15 protein-coding genes, 4 tRNA genes, 1 other RNA gene and 1 pseudogene are annotated in these 20,601 nt (G+C 72.3%); 12 read left to right on the plus strand and 9 right to left on the minus strand.

The annotated features are described in order from the left end of the window. The first annotated feature begins 63 nt into the window (after window positions 1-63). From ABZ484_RS12880 to ABZ484_RS12890, 3 genes are all read left to right on the plus strand, one after another. A complete protein-coding gene (locus ABZ484_RS12880) occupies window positions 64-2,055 on the plus strand; it encodes a copper resistance protein CopC (protein ID WP_358865963.1) in 1,992 nt (663 codons plus the stop codon). A 167-nt stretch (window positions 2,056-2,222) separates the two neighbouring features. Continuing rightward, on the plus strand, window positions 2,223-2,606 hold the full coding sequence (locus ABZ484_RS12885; protein WP_358865921.1) for a hypothetical protein: 384 nt from the start codon (window positions 2,223-2,225) through the stop codon (window positions 2,604-2,606). A gap of 12 nt (window positions 2,607-2,618) precedes the next feature. Continuing rightward, the gene (locus ABZ484_RS12890) at window positions 2,619-3,569 is read left to right on the plus strand and encodes a DUF2637 domain-containing protein (protein ID WP_358865922.1); all 951 of its coding nucleotides are present in this window, start codon (window positions 2,619-2,621) and stop codon (window positions 3,567-3,569) included. Between the two features lie 252 nt (window positions 3,570-3,821). On the opposite strand, the gene ABZ484_RS12895 is transcribed toward ABZ484_RS12890, so the two are convergent. Next, window positions 3,822-3,906 (minus strand) — tRNA-Ser (locus tag ABZ484_RS12895). A gap of 72 nt (window positions 3,907-3,978) precedes the next feature. Between ABZ484_RS12895 and ffs the strand changes: the two genes are divergently transcribed. The 6 genes from ffs to ABZ484_RS12925 all read left to right on the plus strand — a co-directional run bounded on the left by ffs (window position 3,979) and on the right by ABZ484_RS12925 (window position 13,337). Further along, window positions 3,979-4,077: signal recognition particle sRNA small type (gene ffs, locus ABZ484_RS12900), an RNA gene on the plus strand. Between the two features lie 106 nt (window positions 4,078-4,183). Next, complete coding sequence (locus ABZ484_RS12905) at window positions 4,184-6,643, plus strand: DNA polymerase III subunit gamma and tau (protein WP_358865923.1); 2,460 nt, start codon at window positions 4,184-4,186, stop codon at window positions 6,641-6,643. Between the two features lie 210 nt (window positions 6,644-6,853). Then, window positions 6,854-8,107, plus strand: coding sequence for a phosphoribosylamine--glycine ligase (purD, locus tag ABZ484_RS12910; RefSeq protein WP_358865924.1), 1,254 nt, complete (start codon window positions 6,854-6,856; stop codon window positions 8,105-8,107). 342 nt (window positions 8,108-8,449) lie between these two features. Continuing rightward, the gene (locus ABZ484_RS12915; RefSeq protein ID WP_358865964.1) at window positions 8,450-10,585 is read left to right on the plus strand and encodes a hypothetical protein; all 2,136 of its coding nucleotides are present in this window, start codon (window positions 8,450-8,452) and stop codon (window positions 10,583-10,585) included. Window positions 10,586-10,783: 198 nt separating this feature from the next. Further along, the gene (locus tag ABZ484_RS12920) at window positions 10,784-12,346 is read left to right on the plus strand and encodes a N,N-dimethylformamidase beta subunit family domain-containing protein (RefSeq protein ID WP_358865925.1); all 1,563 of its coding nucleotides are present in this window, start codon (window positions 10,784-10,786) and stop codon (window positions 12,344-12,346) included. A 91-nt stretch (window positions 12,347-12,437) separates the two neighbouring features. After that, window positions 12,438-13,337 carry a phosphoribosylaminoimidazolesuccinocarboxamide synthase gene (locus ABZ484_RS12925; protein ID WP_358865926.1) on the plus strand — a complete coding sequence of 300 codons (900 nt, stop codon included), beginning with the start codon at window positions 12,438-12,440 and terminating at the stop codon, window positions 13,335-13,337. Between the two features lie 51 nt (window positions 13,338-13,388). Here the strand turns inward: ABZ484_RS12925 and ABZ484_RS12930 are convergent. From ABZ484_RS12930 to ABZ484_RS12955, 6 genes and pseudogenes are all read right to left on the minus strand, one after another. Then, window positions 13,389-13,464: transfer RNA gene (locus ABZ484_RS12930), tRNA-Gly, on the minus strand. Window positions 13,465-13,487: 23 nt separating this feature from the next. Further along, window positions 13,488-14,090 (minus strand): annotated as a pseudogene (locus ABZ484_RS12935) (response regulator). Continuing rightward, on the minus strand, window positions 14,009-14,311 hold the full coding sequence (locus ABZ484_RS12940; RefSeq protein WP_358865927.1) for a hypothetical protein: 303 nt from the start codon (window positions 14,309-14,311) through the stop codon (window positions 14,009-14,011). The pseudogene ABZ484_RS12935 and the gene ABZ484_RS12940 overlap by 82 nt, the downstream one beginning before the upstream one ends. Before the next feature lie 113 nt (window positions 14,312-14,424). After that, a tRNA-Gly gene (locus ABZ484_RS12945) sits at window positions 14,425-14,497 on the minus strand. Window positions 14,498-14,578: 81 nt separating this feature from the next. Continuing rightward, window positions 14,579-14,650 (minus strand) — tRNA-Gly (locus tag ABZ484_RS12950). Between the two features lie 187 nt (window positions 14,651-14,837). Next, window positions 14,838-15,155, minus strand: coding sequence for an Lsr2 family protein (locus ABZ484_RS12955; RefSeq protein ID WP_358865928.1), 318 nt, complete (start codon window positions 15,153-15,155; stop codon window positions 14,838-14,840). Between the two features lie 362 nt (window positions 15,156-15,517). Here ABZ484_RS12955 and purS point away from each other — a divergent pair, with 362 nt between their 5' ends. The 3 genes from purS to purL are packed head-to-tail and all read left to right on the plus strand — an operon-like array spanning window position 15,518 to window position 18,722. Next, window positions 15,518-15,790, plus strand: coding sequence for a phosphoribosylformylglycinamidine synthase subunit PurS (gene purS, locus ABZ484_RS12960; protein ID WP_358865929.1), 273 nt, complete (start codon window positions 15,518-15,520; stop codon window positions 15,788-15,790). Next, window positions 15,787-16,467: a phosphoribosylformylglycinamidine synthase subunit PurQ gene (gene purQ / locus ABZ484_RS12965; RefSeq protein WP_358865930.1), complete on the plus strand. Its 681-nt coding sequence runs from the start codon at window positions 15,787-15,789 to the stop codon at window positions 16,465-16,467. The genes purS and purQ overlap by 4 nt, the downstream gene beginning before the upstream one ends. After that, window positions 16,464-18,722 carry a phosphoribosylformylglycinamidine synthase subunit PurL gene (gene purL, locus ABZ484_RS12970; RefSeq protein WP_358865931.1) on the plus strand — a complete coding sequence of 753 codons (2,259 nt, stop codon included), beginning with the start codon at window positions 16,464-16,466 and terminating at the stop codon, window positions 18,720-18,722. The genes purQ and purL overlap by 4 nt, the downstream gene beginning before the upstream one ends. A 139-nt stretch (window positions 18,723-18,861) precedes the next feature. Here the strand turns inward: purL and ABZ484_RS12975 are convergent, their stop codons facing one another. Together ABZ484_RS12975 and ABZ484_RS12980 are read right to left on the minus strand one after the other, a co-directional pair. Beyond that, window positions 18,862-19,080 carry a prevent-host-death family protein gene (locus ABZ484_RS12975; RefSeq protein WP_358865932.1) on the minus strand — a complete coding sequence of 73 codons (219 nt, stop codon included), beginning with the start codon at window positions 19,078-19,080 and terminating at the stop codon, window positions 18,862-18,864. A 29-nt stretch (window positions 19,081-19,109) separates the two neighbouring features. Continuing rightward, the gene (locus tag ABZ484_RS12980) at window positions 19,110-20,588 is read right to left on the minus strand and encodes an MFS transporter (protein WP_358865933.1); all 1,479 of its coding nucleotides are present in this window, start codon (window positions 20,586-20,588) and stop codon (window positions 19,110-19,112) included. Window positions 20,589-20,601 lie beyond the last annotated feature (13 nt).

Genomic DNA, 20,601 nt, shown 5'->3' on the forward strand with positions numbered 1-20,601 from the left:
GTGACCCGAGGCTCGGCGCGACGGTTGGTGCGACGGATGGTGCGACGGATGTCGCGACGGTCGGTGGTGCTCGGCGCCGTACTGCTCCTGCTCCTCCTCGGCGGTGCGGCGCCCGCCTCGGCCCACGCGGTCCTGCGCTCCAGTGACCCCGCCGACGGCACCGTCCTCAGGACCGCCCCGGCCTCCGTCACCTTGACCTTCTCGGAGTCCGTGGGCCTGCTCGACGACTCCTTCCGCCTGTTCGGCCCCGACGGCCGGCGGGTGCACACGGCCGAGGCCCGGCACGCGCCGGGCCACGCGGACACGGCCGAGGTCGCGTTCCCGGCCGGGCTGGGCCAGGGCACGTTCACCGTGGCCTGGCGGGTGGTGTCGGCGGACAGCCACCCGGTCTCCGGCGCCTTCACCTTCTCCGTGGGGAAGCCGTCCCCGACCTCGGCCGCCGTCGACACGGGCCCCGACGAGAACCCGGCGACCGGCGCTCTCTGGGACCTCGCCCGCTACGTCGCCTACGGCGCCGCCGCCCTGCTCATCGGCACGACGGCCTTCGTGCTGCTGTGCCGCCCGCCGGACCCTGGCCCGCTGCGCCGGCCGCTGGTCGCGGGCTGGTGGACGCTGCTGGCGTCCACCGTCGTCCTGCTGGCGCTGCGGGCCCCGTACGAGACCGCCGCCGGTCCGGCCTCGGCGCTCGACCCCGCGGCCCTGGCCCGCACACTGACCGGCCGCCCGGGCCTGGTGCTGCTGGCCCGCCTGGCCCTGCTCGCACCGGTGGCGGTGTTCCTCGTACGGCTGTCCCGACGCGGCCCGTCGCGCGCGACGCCGGCGACGGGCGGCGCCCTGGCGCTCGCCCTGGCCCTGACCTGGGCCGCGTCCGAACACGCCTCGGCCGGCATCCAGGTTCCGGCGGCGATGGCGTCCTCGGTGCTGCACCTGCTGGCCATGGCCGTGTGGCTGGGCGGCCTGACGGCGCTGCTGACGACCCTCCAGCGGGCGACGGCGGACCCGGCTCCCGAGAGCGGCGCCGGCGACGATCCCCGGCTCACCGGGACGGTGGCCCGCTTCTCCCGTATCGCGTTCCTCGCTGTCACCGTCCTCGTGGTCACCGGCGTCTACCAGTCCTGGCGCGGCCTCGGCTCCTGGACCGCGCTCACCGACACCACGTACGGGCGGCTGCTGCTGGCCAAACTCGCCGCCGTGGTGCTGTTGCTGGCCGCCGCGGGCGGCTCGCGCCGCTGGACCGCACGGCTGGTGACGGCGGCGGGGACGGCGGGAAGTGCGGGAAGCGCGGGAGCTGCCGGAAGTGCGGGAGGCGCGGGAACTGCCGGAAGTGCGGGAAACGTGGGCACTGCCGGAAGTGCGGGGAACGCGGGAACGGCAGCGACCGGGAGCGAGACCGTACAGGAACGGACCCCGGAGCCGGTCGGTGGCCCCTCGCACCCGACGGCGCGGACGACAGCGCCACAGACAGTCTCGTCCTCGGCCCCGCTGGCCCCGCTGGCGGTCCCACCTGCCGGCGCGCCGTTCGGCACATCCTCTCCCTGCCCGTCCCCCGCACCGGACGGCTGCCTGCGCGCACTGCGCGCACTGCGGCGCTCGGTGCTCGCCGAGGTCGCGGTGGCCGTCGCGGTGCTGGTGATCAGTACGGTGCTGAGCGGCACGCTGCCGGGCCGGGCCGCCGCCGAGGCGGCCGGAACCGCACCCGCCGCAGGGATCCCGGGCGCCTCCGTCACCATGATCCCGTTCGACACCGGCACGCCCGGTGGCCGTGGCACCGTGCAGATCACACTGGAACCGGGCCGCGTCGGCCAGAACGCCGTGGAGGCCGTGGTGTTCGGCCCCGACGGGGGCTTGTCCACCGTCCCGGAACTCCGTCTCTCGCTGTCCCTGCCGGCGCAGAAGATCGGCCCGATCGACGCCCGGCTCACCGACAAGGGGGGCTACTGGGGCACCGACTCCCTCAACCTCCCGATCCCCGGCGCCTGGACCGCGAAGGCGACGGTGCGCGTGTCGGAACTGGACCAGGCGAGCGGGTCGCGGACGGTGCGGATCCTGCGCTAGGGACGGTGCGGATCCTGCGCCAGGGGGTGTCTCGCCCGGTTGGTTGGCCCGACCGGGGACTCTCTTCTTCTCCTCCCGTAACTTTGAATATTCCAATGCGTTGGGGTCGATATCGCGAAATTGCGTTGCCGTGCTGCGGACGCGGACCTCTCCGGCCGGACGGGCGGATGAACCATTCGATCGCACATATAGGCCTGGCCGGGGAATTCCTTCACCCGTTTGCCGCGCATCCGGGGAAGTCGGGTGGCGTTAGTTGGGATATGACTAAGGCAACCAGGGAAGGGTACTTCGGTCTGTTCGCGGGCCGCGAGCGACAGAACGCGAGTGCCGGATGCGCGGTCGCGCTGGGGCCCTACACCTACCTGCCCGCGCCCGTGCATGCGCCGGGCACCGTCAATGGCACCCTGACCAGGGGAGATCTCCCGGTCGCGCTCGAGGTGACCGAACCGCTGCTGCGGGATTTCCTGGACGCGATCAGCGCGCTGCAAGCCGACCTCGCCCGCCGCTGGGTGGGCCCGGAAGGCCGGTCCGCCGTGCCGCGACCGGAATAGCCGGGTCATTTCATGTATGACGAACGTATCGACCGACGTCCCGGATATTCCACCGATTACCCGTATGCCGACGACCCACAGACCGGCGATGCGCGGAATGATTACCCGTATACCGGCGGATTTGGCGGAAGTGAAACAGGGCGCGGCACCGGCCGGCACCGGGCGCCGACGCAGTTCTTCGCCGGACCCCTGGTGCCGCCGGACTCGGCCTGGGACCCCGCCGAGGAACTGGCCTTCATGCTCCAGGACGCGATGGAGCAGCAGCAGCGGCCGACGGTTCCCACGACCCGGGACGAGCCCGAGCCCGGCGCGCCCGCCGCGAAAACCGGGAACACCCCCCTGGAGAACCTTCAGGAGATCACGGCGGAACTGCCTCCGCTGAGGGACGTCTCCCGCGGCCACCGAAAGGTCCGTGAACGCAGGCGTCCGAACATGCTGCGCACCGCCAGTCATCTCATCGCCGCCCTCGCCGCGGTGATCGCCTCCACGGTGAGCTTCTTCGGCGGCATGGTCGCCTACGATCCGCTGCGCATCGTCGCGGTGCCCCGCATGCACGAGGGCATCGCGTCCTGGTGGCCCCTGCTGGTGTACGGCCCCTGGCTGGTGGCGTCCCTCTCCGTCCTGCGCGCCGCGCTGCACCAGCGCCGCGCCGTCCACTCCTGGTGCGTGGTGCTGCTCTTCTCGTCCATCGCGATGCTGCTGTGCGTGGTGCAGGCGCCCCGGACGCTCGTCGACATGTCGGCGGCCGCCCTGCCGGGCCTGGCGTCCCTGGCCTGCTTCCAGCAGCTGGTCCGCCAGATCACCCTGACCCGCCCGCCCCGCCGCGCGACCCCCCGCCACCGCGTGAGCCGGCCCGCCCAGCCCGACCCCTCCCCCACACCACCCAGCGCAACCACCTCGACCACCCCCAAAGCGGCCAAGCCGAAGCCGGGATCCACTTCCGCGGCCACCCGGGCAAGCTGAGGAGACAGACCGCACACGACGAGGGCCCCGACCGGATTCCGGCCGGGGCCCTCGTCCGCCCCGCTGGGCGATTTCGGAGCGCGCCCGATGTCTGCATGTGACCGGAGTCATGCTCCAGCGAGGTCGCCCAGGAAGTCGGAGGCGCCCTCCGGGAGGCGCCCGGAGCCGCCCGAGAACCCGACCGAGACGGAAACCGGGCCGGACGAACGCCAGAGGGCCGGGCCACTTTCGTGACCCGGCCCTCTGAACCGGCGGAGGATACGAGATTCGAACTCGTGAGGGGTTGCCCCCAACACGCTTTCCAAGCGTGCGCCCTAGGCCTCTAGGCGAATCCTCCGCCGGAAACATTACATGACCGAGAGGAGTGCTCGCGAACTCGTTCCTCGCCGCCGGGATCGGGTACTCTTTCGGGAGCCCCTCACGCGGCGCTATCTGACTGAACTCCCCCAGGGCCGGAAGGCAGCAAGGGTAGGTCGGCTCTGGCGGGTGCGTGGGGGGCGCTTGCGTTCCCGGGGGTGCCCCGGGGGTCGTGGCGTGTGGGGTCGGGGCCGAGCCGTCCGGCCGGGTCGGTTGTCCACGGCCGGTTGTCAGTGGGCGCCTATAACCTCGTATGCGTGTCGTCTCTCGCGCTGTACCGCCGCTACCGCCCGGAGTCCTTCGCCGAGGTCATCGGGCAGGAGCATGTCACCGACCCGCTGCAGCAGGCGCTGCGGAACAACCGGGTCAATCACGCGTACCTGTTCAGCGGTCCGCGCGGGTGCGGCAAGACGACCAGTGCGCGGATCCTCGCCCGCTGTCTGAACTGCGAGAAGGGGCCGACGCCCACGCCCTGCGGCGAGTGCGAGTCCTGCCGCGACCTGGCGAGGAACGGCCCGGGGTCCATCGACGTCATCGAGATCGACGCCGCTTCGCACGGCGGTGTGGACGATGCCCGTGACCTGCGGGAGAAGGCCTTCTTCGGGCCCGCGCGCAGCCGGTACAAGATCTACATCATCGACGAGGCCCACATGGTCACGTCGGCCGGTTTCAACGCGCTGCTCAAGGTGGTCGAGGAGCCGCCGGAGCACCTGAAGTTCATCTTCGCCACCACCGAGCCCGAGAAGGTCATCGGGACCATCCGCTCCCGGACCCATCACTACCCCTTCCGGCTGGTCCCGCCGGGGACCCTGCGGGACTACCTCGGTGAGGTGTGCCACAAGGAGGACATCCCCGTCGAGGACGGGGTGCTTCCCCTGGTGGTACGGGCCGGTGCCGGCTCGGTGCGTGACTCCATGTCCGTCATGGACCAGCTGCTCGCCGGTGCCGGTGAGGACGGTGTGACCTATGCCATGGCCACCTCGCTCCTCGGGTACACCGACGGCTCACTGCTCGACTCCGTCGTCGAGTCCTTCGCCTCCGGGGACGGCTCCGCCGCCTTCGAGGTCGTCGACCGTGTGATCGAGGGTGGCAACGACCCTCGCCGGTTCGTCGCCGACCTGCTGGAGCGGCTGCGGGACCTGGTGATCCTCGCCGCCGTACCCGATGCCGCCGAGAAGGGGCTCATCGACGCCCCGGCCGACGCCGTCGAGCGGATGCAGGCCCAGGCCCGCTCCTTCGGCGCCGCCGAGCTGAGCCGCGCCGCCGACCTCGTCAACGAGGGTCTGACCGAGATGCGCGGCGCCACCTCGCCGCGCCTCCAGCTCGAGCTGATCTGCGCCCGTGTGCTGCTGCCCGCCGCCTACGGCGACGAGCGGTCCGTGATGGCCCGCCTCGACCGGCTCGAGCGCGGTGTGAGCTTCTCCGCGGGCGCGGGCGCGGGCGCGGGCGCGGGCACCGGCACCGGCACCGGCACGGGCGCGGGCGCGCCCGCCATGGGGTACGTGCCCGGTCCCGAGGCCCATCCAGGGGCTGCCGCTGTCACCGGCGGGTCCGGCGCACCGGTGCCGCCCGGCGGCGGCGCCGCCGCGGCCCGGGCGGCGGTGCGGGCTTCCGGGGCCGGGACGGGTGGTCCCGGGGCCGGTGCTGTGGGTGCTGGTGGCGCCGGGGACGGTGGTACCGGTGCGTTGCCTGCGGTGCCCCCTCCCGGGCCTGTCGCCGGGCCTCCTTCCGGACCCGACTCTGCTCCTGCTCCTGCTCCTGCTCCTGTTTCTGCCTCTGCCTCTGCCTCTGCCTCTGCTTCCGCGCCCACGCCCGTCGTCGGTGACCGCCCTCAGGGGTCGCCCGCGCCCGGTGCTCCGCCGGCCTCGGGGTCTGCCGCCTCCGCGCCCGGCGCCTGGCCCACAGCCGCACCCGCGGGCGGTGCGCGGCGTCCCGGAGGCTGGCCGACCGCTGCCGCGCCCGGGGCGGGACGGCCGGCGAGCGGTTCGCCCGCCCCTGCCCCCACTGGCGCTCCCACCGCGCCCACACCCTCCGCCCCCGGCCCTCAGGCCCCCGCCGCCGGTCCCCAGGCGTCCGGTCCGGTCTCCGGCGGGCTCGACCCGCGGCAGCTGTGGCCGAACATCCTGGAAGCGGTCAAGAACCGCCGCAAGGTCACCTGGATCATGCTGGACCAGTACGCCCACGTCGCGGGCTTCGACGGGACGACCCTGCAACTCGGCTTCGCCGGCGCCGGGCCACGGGACAGCTTCGTCAGCAACGGCAGCGAGGACGTGCTGCGGCAGGCGCTGGCCGAGCAGTTCCACGTGCAGTGGAAGATCGAGGCGATCGTCGACCCGACGGGCGGCGGGGGTTCCGCCCCGGCGGCCACCGGCGGGTACGGCGGAGGCGGCGGACACACCGCCGGCGGCTACGGCGGCGGTGCGCCTGTCGCGGCCCGGCCCGCGACGGCCACCCAGCCCGCCGCTTCGGGCGGCACCGGTTCTTCGGCACCGGGCGCGCCACAGGTCCAGCCGTCGGCGGCAGCGGGTCCGGCCGCGGGCCCACCCGCCGCGGCCCCCTCGTCACGGCCCAGCGCCCCCGAGCCGCCCCCTGTCGCCCCCGAGGACGACATCCCCGAGGACGACGACCCCGACCTCGACGAGTCCGCCCTGTCCGGACACGAGCTGATCGTGCGGGAGCTGGGCGCCACGGTGGTGGAGGAGTACACGACCGAGTAGCGCACCGCGCACCGCCCACCGTGCAGCGCAGCGCACACCGCGCACCGTGCAACGCGCCGCGCACCGCACGCCGGGCAGCCCAAGGCGCCCGGCAGGGGACGTCGCCCCGGCGGAAGGCGCCGCCCGTCAGAGGAACGTACGAACGCCTCTCCGTCCTGCCCTCGGCAACCCGCACAAACCGCTCCCGCCTCCTGCCGTTAGGCTGACCCCGTGAAGGTCCTCGTCATCGGTAGCGGCGCCCGCGAGCACGCCTTGTGCCGTTCCCTGTCCCTCGACCCCGACGTCACCGCGCTGCACTGCGCGCCCGGCAACGCCGGCATCGCCGAGGTCGCCGAGCTGCACCCGGTCGACGCCCTCGACGGCGCGGCCGTCTCCGCGCTGGCCACGGAGCTCGGTGCCGACCTCGTGGTCGTCGGCCCGGAGGCGCCGCTGGTCGCCGGGGTCGCCGACACCGTGCGCGAGGCGGGCATCCCGGTCTTCGGCCCCTCCCGGGCGGCCGCGCAGCTCGAGGGTTCCAAGGCCTTCGCCAAGGACGTGATGGCCGCGGCCGGCGTACCCACGGCACGTTCCTACGTCTGTACGACGCCGGAGGAGGTCGCCGAAGCCCTCGACGCCTTCGGCGCGCCGTACGTCGTCAAGGACGACGGTCTCGCCGCCGGCAAGGGTGTCGTCGTCACCGGCGACGTCGAGGTGGCCCGGTCGCACGCCGCGGCCTGCGACCGTGTGGTGATCGAGGAGTACCTCGACGGCCCCGAGGTCTCCCTCTTCGCCGTCACCGACGGTGAGACGGTGGTCCCGCTCCAGCCCGCCCAGGACTTCAAGCGCGCCCTGGACGGCGACCAGGGCCCGAACACGGGCGGCATGGGTGCGTACTCCCCGCTGCCCTGGGCCGACCCCGAGCTCGTGGACGACGTCCTGCGGACGGTGCTCCAGCCCACCGTCGACGAGATGCGCCGCCGGGGCACCCCGTTCTCCGGCCTTCTCTACGCCGGCCTGGCGATCACCAGCCGCGGCGTCCGGGTGATCGAGTTCAACGCCCGCTTCGGCGACCCGGAGACCCAGGTGGTCCTGGCCCGCCTCCAGACCCCGCTCGCGGGCGTCCTGATGGCCGCGGCCACCGGCGATCTCGCCCACCTGGAGCCCCTGCGCTGGAGCGACGACGCGGCCGTCACGGTGGTCGTCGCCTCGCACAACTACCCCGGCACCCCGCGCACGGGCGACCCCATCACCGGCCTCGACGAGGTGGCCGCCCAGGACGCCCCGCACGCGTACGTGCTGCACGCCGGCACCAAGCGGGACGGCGACGCCGTCGTGAGCGCGGGCGGCCGTGTGCTGTCCGTGACGGCGAGCGGCAAGGACCTGAACGAGGCCCGCGAGCGGGCGTACACGGCCGTGGACCGCATCCGCCTCGACGGCTCGCAGCACCGCACGGACATCGCCGCGAAGGCGGCGGCCGGGGCGTAGCCCACCGCGAGCACCCACAACACCCACAACACCCACAAGACCAGCATCACCAGGCGCTTCTCACCCCAGTGCACCAGGCGCCCCTCGACACTCGGGCCCCGGACTCGATCCGGGGCCCGAGTGTTGCTGTCCGTCGTCCACCTCTGACCAAAGCCATTCCATCGAGTGAGCAATGGCCCATACGGCTGACGCAGGCCGGGGCCCCAACTAGGGTGCGGCGCAAGCGTTCCGGCACTTGGCCCACCGGCATTGCGATGTCAGTGGCGGGTGCCACAGTGGGGGAGTGAGCAACACAGGGCAGTCAGGACAGTCGGGAGGGGGTGACGTCCGGTCGTGACCGGTATGGGTGTGGAGGTCGGTGTGCAGTCCGCGCGCTCCCGGGCCCTCGCCGTGCTGCATGTACGCAGCCGGGCGCTGGCCGTCGCCCTGCTGCCCGCCGCCCTCGCCGTGATCCTCCTCGCCGGGGGCTCCACCGGTCACCTCGTCGGCAGGGGCTGGGACCTCGCCCGCTGGGTGGTGGGTGCCGTCGCGGTGGTCGTCCTGCTCGCCGCCGCCGGCATCGGTCTCGTCGTCGCCCGCGCCCGTCCCGCCATGAGCCCGACGGTCCCGATCCCCGAGGAGTCCGCCCCGGACCTGTACCGCCTGGTGCGCGACCTCGCCGACCGTCTCGACGTGCCGGCGCCGTCCGCCATAGCGGTCACCCCGGACTGCGACAGCTGGCTGGAGGACCGCACCCATCCGGCCCACGGCCCTCCCCCGCACGCCCACGGGCACCATGCCGACGCCGGCCGCGACAGCCGCGACGATCGCGGCGAGCCGTACGGGCTGCGCGGCCTGGCCTCGGCCCGCACCCGGCGTACGGCGGCGGCGCCCGTGCTCGTCATAGGCTCGCCGTTCCTGTGGTGGATGCGGGTCGGAGAACTGCGGGCCGTCCTCGCCCCCGTGGTCGCCGGTACGGGACCCTCGGCGCACCCGGACATAGCCGCGGCCCGGCGTTTCGTCCGCGGTCTGGACGCGGCGGTGGCCGTCACCTCGGCTCCCGGCCGCCGTCCCCTGACCGGCGCGGTGTGCGCGGGCGTCGGCTGGGTGGCCCGGCTGCTCCTGCGCGGCTGCCGGGAGTACGCGGCCGAGATGGAGCGCGGGGTGGCGGCCGCGGCCGCCGAGCGTGCACAGGCTGTGGACTACGGCCTGAGAATCGTCGCCCAGGAACAGGTGGGCCTGGCGTACGCCGGCTGGGACCGGCTTCTGACCCGGGTCGCGCTCCCCGCCTGGCGCATGGGCCGCTGGCCCTCCCGGCTGGACGCGGGCGTCGTGGCCGCCCTCACCGAGCTGTCCCGCCGTGACCGCCTGGCCGAGGGCTTCGCCTCCCGGCTCGGCGAGCGTCCCGCCTGCGATCTGCTCGAGGAGCCCGGCGTGGTCGACGAGGCCACCTCACTGCTGGCGGCGCGGCTGTTCCACGGCGGCCCGGCGGAGCACGGTCCGGACTGGTCCCCGGTGGACTGGCACGAGTACCCGGAGGAGGTCGTCGACCGCAAGTGGCGCACCGACGCGGCCCGCCTCCACCGGGTGCTGGACACGCTCGGCGTACGCCGCTCCCCGAACCCCCCGGCATCCGATCCCCACGGTCCGACCCTGGCCCGCGTCCTGGACCACCTGTCCGCGCAGCCGCACACCCCCACCACCGCCTCCCGCCACACCGCCACCACCCTCGCCCCGCACCCGCCGACACCCCCAGTCCGGGGCCAGGCCGCTTCCACGGCCGAGGACGCCGAGAGCACACCCCCGAATGCCGAACGCACCGCGAACACCGACGGCACGAGGGACACCGAGCCCGTGAGAGGCGCCGAACCCGCAGGGAACGCCGAGCCCGGGAGGGATGTCGAGCCCGCAGGGAACGCCGAGCCCACGACAGCCGCCGAGCACGCACCCGACACCAGCCACACAGGCGGCACCGGTCACGCAGGCGGCACCGGTCACAGCGCCGACCCCGTCCACACACCCGACCCCGACCGCACACCCGACCCCGACCCAGGCGAGGACGGCGACCTGGCGAACGAGCGGAGTGCGGCGCTCGCGGCCGGGCTCAGCGCCGAGCTGGCCCGCGAGGAGGCCGCCGCGCCCGTGCCCGGGACGGCGCCCCCGGGAGCCGGAGCCGGTGCCGTCGGCCAGATCCCCGGGGCGCTCCCCCTCTGGGACGAGGGCCCGCTCCCGCTGTTCCCCCTCCAGCCGCCGCGCACCGGCCGGGATCTCCTCGCCGACCACGTCACCGCCATGGTCTGCTGCGCGGCGATGGACACCGCCGGCGCCACTCCGGGCCTCGACTGGCTCGACGGTCCCTCCCTCCTGATCAACGGGGAGAGAGCCGTCGACCTCGGCGCCAAGGTCCGCGCGCTGATCGAGGAGGGCGATCCGGTCCCGCTGCGCACCTGGCTGGTCGATTCGGGCATACGTCCGGAAAAGCCCGTACGGCTCGTCTGACCTGGGGCGATGCCCCGGCCGCGAGTGCTCTACCGGACCCCTGGCTTCCACTTTCGGTCAATTCGCAACGAGTAGTGACAGCATGCGTGCGTAATGTGATGTGCTGGGATCGTTCACGCACCTGGCAAACGCATACGACATACGACAGACCGCACTGCCGCACCACATGTCACGGGGGCACGAGGGAGGGGAACGGCCATGGGATCGGAGCGGATCCGACGCTGGGAGTCGGGAGCACTCGCGCACGCCGTGACGGACCCCTTCGGCCAGGGTCCCGTCCCCTGGCTGCGCGGCAGCGAGACGTACTTCGACGACACGGGCCAGGTCGTCCCGTGGTACGTCGACCCGCAGCCGGGGACCGGCGCGACGCCCGGCACCACCGGCGTGCCGGGAGCGGCCGGAGCGCCCGGAGCGGCCGGCGGGGGCGCGACCGCCACCGCCCCCCGGGTGCCCGCCCCCCGCTCCTCCGCCGGCGGTCCCCGTTCGGCCGACGACGTGCGCCGCCAGATCAAGGGCTTCGTCTCCAACGGTCCGGTCACGCCCGGCGAGGCCATCGACTTCCACATCACCGTCGACCCGCCCCAGCAGTTCAGCGTGGACATCTACCGCATCGGCCACTACGACGGCGACGGCGCCGCGAAGATCACCACGAGCCCGCGTCTGTCCGGCATCGTCCAGCCCCCGCCGCTCACCGCCGACCGCACGGTCTCCTGCCACCACTGGTGGCTGTCCTGGCGGTTGCAGGTCCCGTCGTACTGGAGCATCGGCGCGTACGTCGCCGTGCTGACCACCGCCGACGGCTACCGCTCCCACATCCCCTTCACGGTGCGCGACAACCACCCGGCGGATCTGCTCCTGCTCCTGCCCGACGTCACCTGGCAGGCCTACAACCTCTATCCGGAGGACGGCCGCACCGGCGCCAGCCTCTACCACGCCTGGGACGAGGACGGCCGTCTGCTCGGCGAGGCGGACGCGGCGACCACGGTCTCCTTCGACCGGCCGTACGCGGGCGCGGGCCTGCCGCTGCACGTCGGCCACGCCTACGACTTCATCCGCTGGGCCGAGCGCTACGGCTACGACGTCGCCTACGCCGACGCCCGCGACCTGCACGCCGGCCGCGTCGACCCCACCCGCTACCGCGGCCTGGTCTTCCCCGGCCACGACGAGTACTGGTCGATCCCCATGCGCCGCACCGTCGAGCTCGCCCGCGAGCACGGCACGTCCCTGGTCTTCCTCTCCGCCAACACCATGTACTGGCAGGTGGAGCTGGGCCCTTCCCCGTCCGGCGTCGCCGACCGCCTGCTGACCTGCCGCAAACGCCGGGGCCCGGGCCGGCCGGTGCTGTGGCGGGAGATCGACCGCCCCGAGCAGCAACTGGTGGGCATCCAGTACGCCGGGCGCGTCCCCGAGCCCCATCCGCTGATCGTCCGCAACGCCGACCACTGGCTGTGGGAGGCGACCGGCGCGCAGGACGGCGACGAGATCGAGGGCCTGGTCGCGGGCGAGGCCGACCGCTACTTCCCGCGCACCCCGCTCCCCGACCACCAGGACCGCATCCTGCTCGCGCACTCCCCGTACACCGACACCGAGGGCGTCCTGCGCCACCAGGAGACGTCCCTGTACCGGGCCCCGTCCGGCGCCCTGGTCTTCGCCTCGGGGACGTTCGCGTGGTCCCCGGCGCTGGACCGCCCCGGCCACGTCGACGCCCGCGTCCAGCGCGCCACGGCCAACCTTCTCGACCGCATCTGCAAACGGGACTGACCCTCCGGCCGCCCCTCCCGCCACCCGCTGTCCGAGTCCCGTGTCCGATACGGGAGAATCGAACCATTGGACAGAACCACGGGGAGGAACCGTGTCCGGATTCGTAGAAAAGCCCGAGCCGATCCAGGTTCCGGGCCTGGTGCACCTGCACACCGGAAAGGTGCGCGAGCTGTACCAGAACGAGGCGGGCGACCTCGTGATGGTCGCCAGCGACCGCATGTCCGCCTACGACTGGGTGCTGCCCACCGAGATCCCCGACAAGGGCCGCATCCTCACACAGCTGTCCCTGTGGTGGTTCGACCGCCTCACCGACCTGGTCCCGAACCACGTCATCAGCACCGAGGTCCCCGACGGGGCGCCCGCCGACTGGGCCGGCCGCACCCTCGTGTGCAGGTCGCTGAGGATGGTCCCGGTGGAGTGTGTGGCCCGCGGCTACCTCACCGGGTCCGGCCTGGCGGAGTACGACGACTCCCGCACGGTGTGCGGCCTCGCCCTGCCCGAGGGCCTCGTCGACGGCTCCGAACTGCCCGCCCCGATCTTCACCCCGGCCACCAAGGCCGAGGTCGGCGAGCACGACGAGAACGTCTCCTACGAGGAGGTGGCGCGCCAGGTCGGCGCGGAGACCGCCGCGCAGCTGCGCCAGGCGACCCTCGCCGTCTACGGCCGGGCCCGCGACATCGCCCGCGAGCGCGGGATCATCCTCGCCGACACCAAGTTCGAGTTCGGCTTCGACGGGGAGGCCCTGGTCATCGCCGACGAGGTGCTCACCCCGGACTCCTCCCGCTTCTGGCCGGCCGACCAGTGGCAGCCGGGCCGCGCGCAGCCGTCGTACGACAAGCAGTTCGTGCGGGACTGGCTGACGTCGGCCGAGTCCGGCTGGGACCGCAGGAGCGAGCAGCCCCCGCCGCCGCTGCCCGAGCAGGTGGTGGAGGCGACGCGGGCGAAGTACGTGGAGGCGTACGAGCGCCTGACGGGCACCAGCTGGTCATAGGGCGGCGCGGAACACGAAAGAGCCCCCCGGCGAAACCGGGGGGCTCTTCACTGGAGCGGACGACGAGGCTCGAACTCGCGACCTCAACCTTGGCAAGGTTGCGCTCTACCAACTGAGCTACGTCCGCATTGCGCCGTGGCGCGACGCCAACTATACCCAACCTCGCTCGTGTGCGGGACGCACCACCGCATGCCGGTTCTCCGCCCCGAGTCTCGAGGCGGCCGACGACAGGGAGCCGCGCACGGTCTCCTGCGGCAGCGCGGCCCGCTCGGCGATCTCCGCGACGGACGCCCCGTCGGCGGCCGGTTCCAGCACCTCGGCCTCCCGCACGGTCAGCGGGGAGTCCTCCGAGGAGATGGCGTCGGCGGCCAACTCGGGGTCGGCGGTGGGGGTTCCAGGCGTGCACCGTGCGGATGATCTCCGCGAGCCGCTGGGTGCTGACGGTCCCGGGGACGAAGCCCCCCGCCCCCGCCGCAGGGGCCCGCTCGAGGTCGCCGGGCCGCCCGTGGCGGGTGACGATCAGCACCTGGCAGCCCGGCAGTTCGGCCCGCAGGGATGTGGCGACCTTCACACCGTGGGCGCCCGGCATCTGAAGATCGAGCACGGCCACGTCCGGCTCGTGCGCCGTGCCATCGCCGGCGCCTCCGGCCCGCTCGCCGCCTCGGCGACGATCACCAGGTCGTCCTCCAGGGCGAGCGGCGCGGCGAGCGCGCCCCGGACGAGGTGCTCGTCATCGCCTCCCGCACCACCCATCCCAGCGCCGACCGCACCCCACCGTCCAGCCCGTCGGCCTGTCCGCGCACCTCGCAGTGGAGCCCGGCAGCACTCAACGTTCCCTGGGTGCCGACGAGTTCGGTCCCGAGGCCGGGCCCTCGGCAGTCCCTTAGGACGGCGCGGACCCGGCGCTGCGCCTCCTGCGCGATCCGCCGCACCTCGATCACCTGCTCCACCGCCTCGAACCCGCCGAAATGCAAGAAGCGGTTCGTGGGCGATCCGCACACGAGGCGCAAGGCGATCCGCAGACGACCGATAGATGATCCGCCTACGAAAAAGACCCCGGTCCCTGAGGACCGGGGTCTTACTCCCGAGCGGACGACGAGGCTCGAACTCGCGACCTCAACCTTGGCAAGGTTGCGCTCTACCAACTGAGCTACGTCCGCATTGCCTCCGACCGGCTCCCACCGATCGGTGCGAGCACCAGCCTACCTGATCCACAAGAGTGGTCGGGACCGGCGGTGCGGAGCGGGTGACAGGAATCGCACACTGCGCCTTCCCCCTGGAAGGGGGATGTTCTGCTACTGAACTACACCCGCATGCACTCCGTGGGTCTCGGCCTTTCGGCCTCGCCCCTCGGCGCGCTCCAGACATTAGCTGATCAACAGGGGGGTTGCGCAAGTCGGCTGCGTCCAGGGGTCGCTGACGGGCCCTGGGGTCTCCTTCGGGGCCCGCCTCGCCCGGCGCCCCGCCCGCCCGGGCGCTGCGCCTGCCCTGCCCTGCTCGTCACTGGGCCGCGTCGAACGCCTCGTAGACCTTCTTGGGGATACGGCCGCGCGCCGGCACGTCCATCTTGTTGGCCTGGGCCCAGGCCCGGACGGCCGCGGGGTCGGGGGCGACCTCCGTCTGCCGGTACGCCTTGCCCGACCGCGACCGCTTGCGGCCCGCCTCCACGTACGGCGCGAGCGCCTTACGCAGTTTCTTGGCATTGGCTTGGTTCAGGTCGATCTCGTAGAACTTGCCGTCGAGTCCGAAGGCGATCGTCTCCGCCGCTTCCGAGCCGTCGATGTCGTCAAAGAGAGTGACCACGACACGCTGCGCCACGAATATCGGTCCCTTCGTGCGACACCTCTGCGCCCACCTGCTCCGTCATGACCTTCGGGGCATGCGGAGATGTTCGGAGATGTCGGCTGTCCGCCTGTTATCGGAAAAGTATCGGCTGTTGCCAATTCATTTGTACAGTGCCGGGCATTGCGAAGTGAAGCCCCGACTAAATCTCTCGCGTGTCCCGGTTCAATACCGCTGTCCAGTGGGGAACGCCGAACTTTCCCAGAACTTTTCACAACACTCGCGCCCGATGGCCGGTCGTGACCGCCGTCACGTGGGTTCCTACAAGTCTACTCGCGTAGAAATTTTGTGCGGGTAGTCTGAAGGGACCTGCTCAGCACCACACACCGGGAGTGCCAGTGGCACGCGTCGTAGTCGACGTCATGCTCAAGCCGGAGATCCTCGACCCCCAGGGCCAGGCGGTGCAGCGCGCACTGCCGCGCCTGGGTTTCGACGGCATCTCCGACGTACGTCAGGGAAAGCGATTCGAACTGGAAGTGGACGGGCCCGTCGACGACGCCGCGCTCGCCCGCATTCACGATCTTGCCGAATCCTTCCTCGCCAACACCGTGATCGAGGACTTCACCGTCAAGGTCGAGTCCGATGACGTAGTCGCGGGGGCCGTGAAGTGACCGCTCGTATTGGCGTCGTCACTTTCCCGGGCAGTCTCGACGACCGGGACACCCAGCGCGCGATCCGCCTCGCGGGCGCCGAACCGGTCGCCCTGTGGCACAAGGACAAGGACCTCAAGCAGGTCGACGCCGTGGTGCTGCCCGGTGGTTTCTCCTATGGCGACTATCTGCGGGCCGGTGCCATCTCCCGCTTCTCGCCGGTGATGGAGACCGTCATCGAGCAGGCGAAGGCCGGACTGCCGGTCCTCGGCATCTGCAACGGCTTCCAGGTCCTCACCGAGGCCCACCTCCTCCCGGGCGCCATGCTCGGCAACGACCACCTGCACTTCGTCTGCCGCGACCAGAAGCTGCGGGTGGAGAACGCCTCCACTGCCTGGACCAGCGACTACAGCGAGGGCCAGGAGATCTTCATCCCCCTGAAGAACATGGACGGCCGGTACGTCGCCGACGAGTACACGCTCGACAAGCTGGAGGCGGAGGGCCGCGTCGCCTTCCGTTACCTGGACGTCAACCCCAACGGTTCGCTGCGGGACATCGCCGGCATCACCAACGAGGCCGGGAACGTCGTCGGCCTCATGCCGCACCCCGAGCACGCCACCGAGCCGCTGATCGGCACCGGCCGCACCGACGGCCTGCCGTTCTTCACGTCGATCCTGAAGAAGCTGGTCAACGCATGAGCAGGACGCCTCTGGACACGGTCGAGCACGCGGCCGCGACCCCCGACGTCGAGCTGCCCTGGGCCGAACTCGGCCTGAAGAAGGACGAGTACGAGCGGATCGTCGAGATCCTGGGCCGCCGCCCCACCGGCGCCGAGCTCGCCATGTACTCGGTGATGTGGTCCGAGCACTGCTCGTACAAGTCCTCCAAGGTCCACCTCCGCCAGTTCGGCGAGAAGGCCCCCGAGAACGACGCGCTGCTCGTCGGCATCGGTGAGAACGCCGGTGTCGTCGACGTCGGCCAGGGCTACGCCGTCACCTTCAAGGTGGAGTCGCACAACCACCCGTCGTACGTGGAGCCCTACCAGGGCGCCGCGACCGGTGTCGGCGGCATCGTGCGCGACATCATCGCGATGGGCGCGCGCCCGGTGGCGGTGGTCGACCCTCTGCGCTTCGGTGCGGCGGACCACCCCGACACCAAGCGGGTGCTGCCGGGCGTCGTCGCCGGCATCGGCGGCTACGGCAACTGCCTGGGCCTGCCCAACATCGGTGGCGAGGTCGTCTTCGACGCCTGCTACCAGGGCAACCCGCTGGTCAACGCCGGCTGTGTCGGCGTGATGCGGCACGAGGACATCCACCTCGCCAAGGCCTCCGGCGCCGGCAACAAGGTCATCCTGTACGGCGCCCGGACCGGCGGCGACGGCATCGGCGGCGCGTCGATCCTCGCCTCCGAGACCTTCGACGACGCCAAACCGTCGAAGCGCCCCGCCGTCCAGGTCGGCGACCCCTTCCAGGAGAAGCTCCTGATCGAGTGCACCCTGGAGGCGTTCGCCGAGAAGCTGGTCGTCGGCATCCAGGACCTCGGCGCGGCCGGCCTGTCCTGCGCCACGTCCGAGCTGGCCTCCAACGGCTCCGGCGGCATGCGCGTCACCCTGGACGACGTACCGCTGCGCGACTCCACGCTCTCGCCCGAGGAGATCCTCATGAGCGAGTCGCAGGAGCGCATGTGCGCGGTCGTCGAGCCGGAGAAGGTCGACCGGTTCCTGGAGATCTGCGCGAAGTGGGACGTCATCGCCACCGTCATCGGTGAGGTGACCGACGGCGACCGGCTGGAGATCTTCTGGCACGGCGGCAAGATCGTCGAGGTCGACCCGCGCACGGTCGCGCACGAGGGCCCGGTCTACGAGCGCCCGTACGCCCGCCCGGAGTGGCAGGACGCCCTCCAGGCCGACGACGCGAACAAGCTGCCGCGCCCGGAGACCGCCGAGGAGCTGAAGGCGCAGGTCCTGAAGCTGGTGGCGTCGCCGAACCAGGCGTCCAAGAAGTGGATCACCCAGCAGTACGACCACTTCGTGCAGGGCAACACCGTCCTGGCCATGCCCGAGGACTCCGGCATGATCCGGATCGACGAGAAGACCGGCCTCGGCGTCGCCCTCGCCACGGACGGCAACGGCCGCTACGCCAAGCTCGACCCCTACACGGGCGCGCAGCTGGCGCTGGCCGAGGCGTACCGCAACGTCGCCACGACCGGTGCGAAGCCGCTGGCGGTCTCCGACTGCCTGAACTTCGGCTCGCCCGAGGACCCGGCGGTGATGTGGCAGTTCGCCGAGGCCGTGCGCGGTCTGGCGGACGGCTGTCAGCAGCTGGGCACCCCGGTGACCGGCGGCAACGTCTCGCTCTACAACCAGACGGGTGAGGCCGCCATCCACCCGACCCCGGTGGTCGCCGTCCTCGGCGTCATCGACGACGTGGCCCGGCGCACCCCGGTCGCCTTCCAGGAGGAGGGCCAGCTGCTCTACCTCCTCGGCGACACGCGCGAGGAGTTCGGAGGCTCGGCCTGGTCGCAGGTGGTCCACGACCACCTGGGCGGTCTGCCCCCGAAGGTGGACCTGGAGCGGGAACGCCTGCTGGCCGAGATCCTGATCTCCGCCTCCCGCGACGGCATGATCGACTCCGCGCACGACCTGTCCGACGGCGGCCTGATCCAGGCGGTCGTGGAGTCCGCCCTGCTGGGCGGCAAGGGCGCGCGTCTGGTCGTACCGGACGGCCTGGACGCGTTCACCTTCCTGTTCTCGGAGTCGGCCGGCCGCGCGATCGTCGCGGTGCCGCGCTCGGAGGAGGTCCGCTTCAACGACATGTGCGGCGCCCGCGGCCTGCCGGTCACCCGCGTCGGTGTCGTCGACGGGGACACGGTCGAGGTCCAGGGCGAGTTCGAGCTGACGCTGGCCGAGCTGCGCGAGGCCCACGAGGCCACGATCCCCGCGCTGCTCGCCTGAGCCGACGCACCGGCCGCCGATGCCGCGTACGAAGCCGAAGGCCCCGCTCGTCGATGACGAGCGGGGCCTTCGTGTTCCGGCCTGGGGAACCTGGCGATTGCCGACGGTCAGGACCCACACGATGAGCTGACCGTCTGGGTCAGCCCTGGTGGCCGTCCTGGAGCAAGGCGGACATCTCTTCGAGGGAGACGGATCCTGCCGGCCCCTCTGACTCGGCTTCGTCGGCCAGTCGGTCGAGCCATGCCTCTTCGTCGGTTTCGGCCGTGCTCGTCAGGGTGCTCTCCCGGCGAGCGCGATCCATGACGTCGGCGGGGTGGCCGCGCAGCCCGGCCACGGATTCGATCACCGGCTCTGTCATGTGATGACTGTAGTGGTTGGGCATGTGGCTCAGGCCGGTACGGAGCCCCGGCGGACTGTGGGCGCGGCGGACGGGCGGGGCCTGGGCAGGCGGAGGGCCAGCAGGGCGGCCAGGGTCATCAGGACGGCGCCGCCCCAGAACACCACCTGGGTGGCGTCGACGAAGGCGTGGACGCCGTCGGTGCGGGCGGTGCCGGTCAGTGCCGCCAGGGCCGTGACGTCGCCGCCGGGGCCGTGGGCGGCGTACAGGCGCGTCAGGACGGTGCCGAAGACGGCCGTGCCCAGGGCGTTGCCGAGGGTCTGGAAGAAGCGGATGCCGGTGGTGGCGACGCCGAGCCGGTGGCGCGGGGCGGCGTCCTGGACCAGCAGGATCAGCTGGCCCACGAGCTGACCGAACCCGGCGCCGGCCAGCAGGAGCTCGCCGCGGACCAGCCACAGGGACGTGTGGGGGCCGGTGGTCGTGGCGAGCAGGACGAAGGCGAGCGCGGTGGTGGCGGTGCCGCTGACGGTGAAGGTGCGCGCCGACCAGCCGCGGGCGGAGAGCGGGCCGGTGAGCGAACCGGACAGGGTCAGGCCGAGCGCCATCGGGACCAGGTAGAGGCCTGCCGCGGAGCTGGTGACACCGCGCGCGACCTGCAAGTAGATGAGGACGTAGTAGATCGCGCACATCATCGCGCCGCCCGTGATCGCCTGGACCGCGAAGCCCAGGCGCAGCTCGGGGACCCGGAACAGGGAGAGCGGGAGCACCGGTTCGGGCGCGCGCAGCTGCCGCCACAGGAACAGGGCCAGTGCCAGGGCGGCCGCCAGGGCGAGGCCGAGCACGACCGGGGACGACCAGGCGTACCGCTTGCCGCCCCAGTCCGTCATCAGCAGCAGCGCGATGGAGAAGGCCGCCGCGAGCGCGGCCCCCGCGTAGTCGATCGGGCGGCGCACCGGGCGCTCGGGGAGTTGCAGGGCGAGGGCGGCGGCGGCGAGGACGGCCAGGCCGACCGGCAGGTTGACGTAGAAGATCCAGCGCCAGTTCGCGTGGTCGGCCAGCAGGCCGCCGATCCAGGGGCCGATCGCCATGGCCCCGCCGGCGACGAGCCCGCCGATGTTGGTGCCCTTGCCCTTCTCCTCCCCGGGTCCCTTGAGGTGGGCGATCACCACCATGGTCACGCTCATGAGCCCGCCCCCGCCCAGTCCTTGCAGGGCGCGGGCGGCGATCAGCTCGCCCATGGACCGCGCGGCCCCGCACAGCGCGGAGCCCACCAGGAAGGTGGCGATCGCGCCGGTGAACACCCGCTTGGGGCCGAGGACGTCGCACAGCTTCCCGTACAGCGGCAGCATCGCCGCCGATGCCAGCGCGTAGGCGCTGACCAGCCACGGGATCTTGTCGATGCCGTGGCCGGGGTCGAGGTCGCGGACGATCGGGACGGTGGCCGCGGAGACGATCTGCAGATCCAGCAGGGCCAGGACGATCGTGACGAGGCAGACGAGGAAGCCGACTTTGCGTTGGGTCTCGGTCATGCCGCCCACCATG

This window comes from Streptomyces sp. NPDC006393, from assembly GCF_040628575.1.
Lineage (GTDB): Bacteria > Actinomycetota > Actinomycetes > Streptomycetales > Streptomycetaceae > Streptomyces.

Bases quoted from the DNA above. Each gene is read 5' to 3' on its own strand.
- ABZ484_RS12980 (WP_358865933.1), bottom strand. From the start codon at position 20,588: ATGACCGAGACCCAACGCAAAGTCGGCTTCCTCGTCTGCCTCGTCACG.
- purL (WP_358865931.1), top strand. From the start codon at position 16,464: ATGAGCAGGACGCCTCTGGACACGGTCGAGCACGCGGCCGCGACCCCC.
- ABZ484_RS12920 (WP_358865925.1), top strand. From the start codon at position 10,784: ATGGGATCGGAGCGGATCCGACGCTGGGAGTCGGGAGCACTCGCGCAC.
- ABZ484_RS12890 (WP_358865922.1), top strand. From the start codon at position 2,619: ATGTATGACGAACGTATCGACCGACGTCCCGGATATTCCACCGATTAC.
- ABZ484_RS12885 (WP_358865921.1), top strand. From the start codon at position 2,223: ATGAACCATTCGATCGCACATATAGGCCTGGCCGGGGAATTCCTTCAC.
- ABZ484_RS12915 (WP_358865964.1), top strand. From the start codon at position 8,450: ATGGGTGTGGAGGTCGGTGTGCAGTCCGCGCGCTCCCGGGCCCTCGCC.
- ABZ484_RS12975 (WP_358865932.1), bottom strand. From the start codon at position 19,080: ATGACAGAGCCGGTGATCGAATCCGTGGCCGGGCTGCGCGGCCACCCC.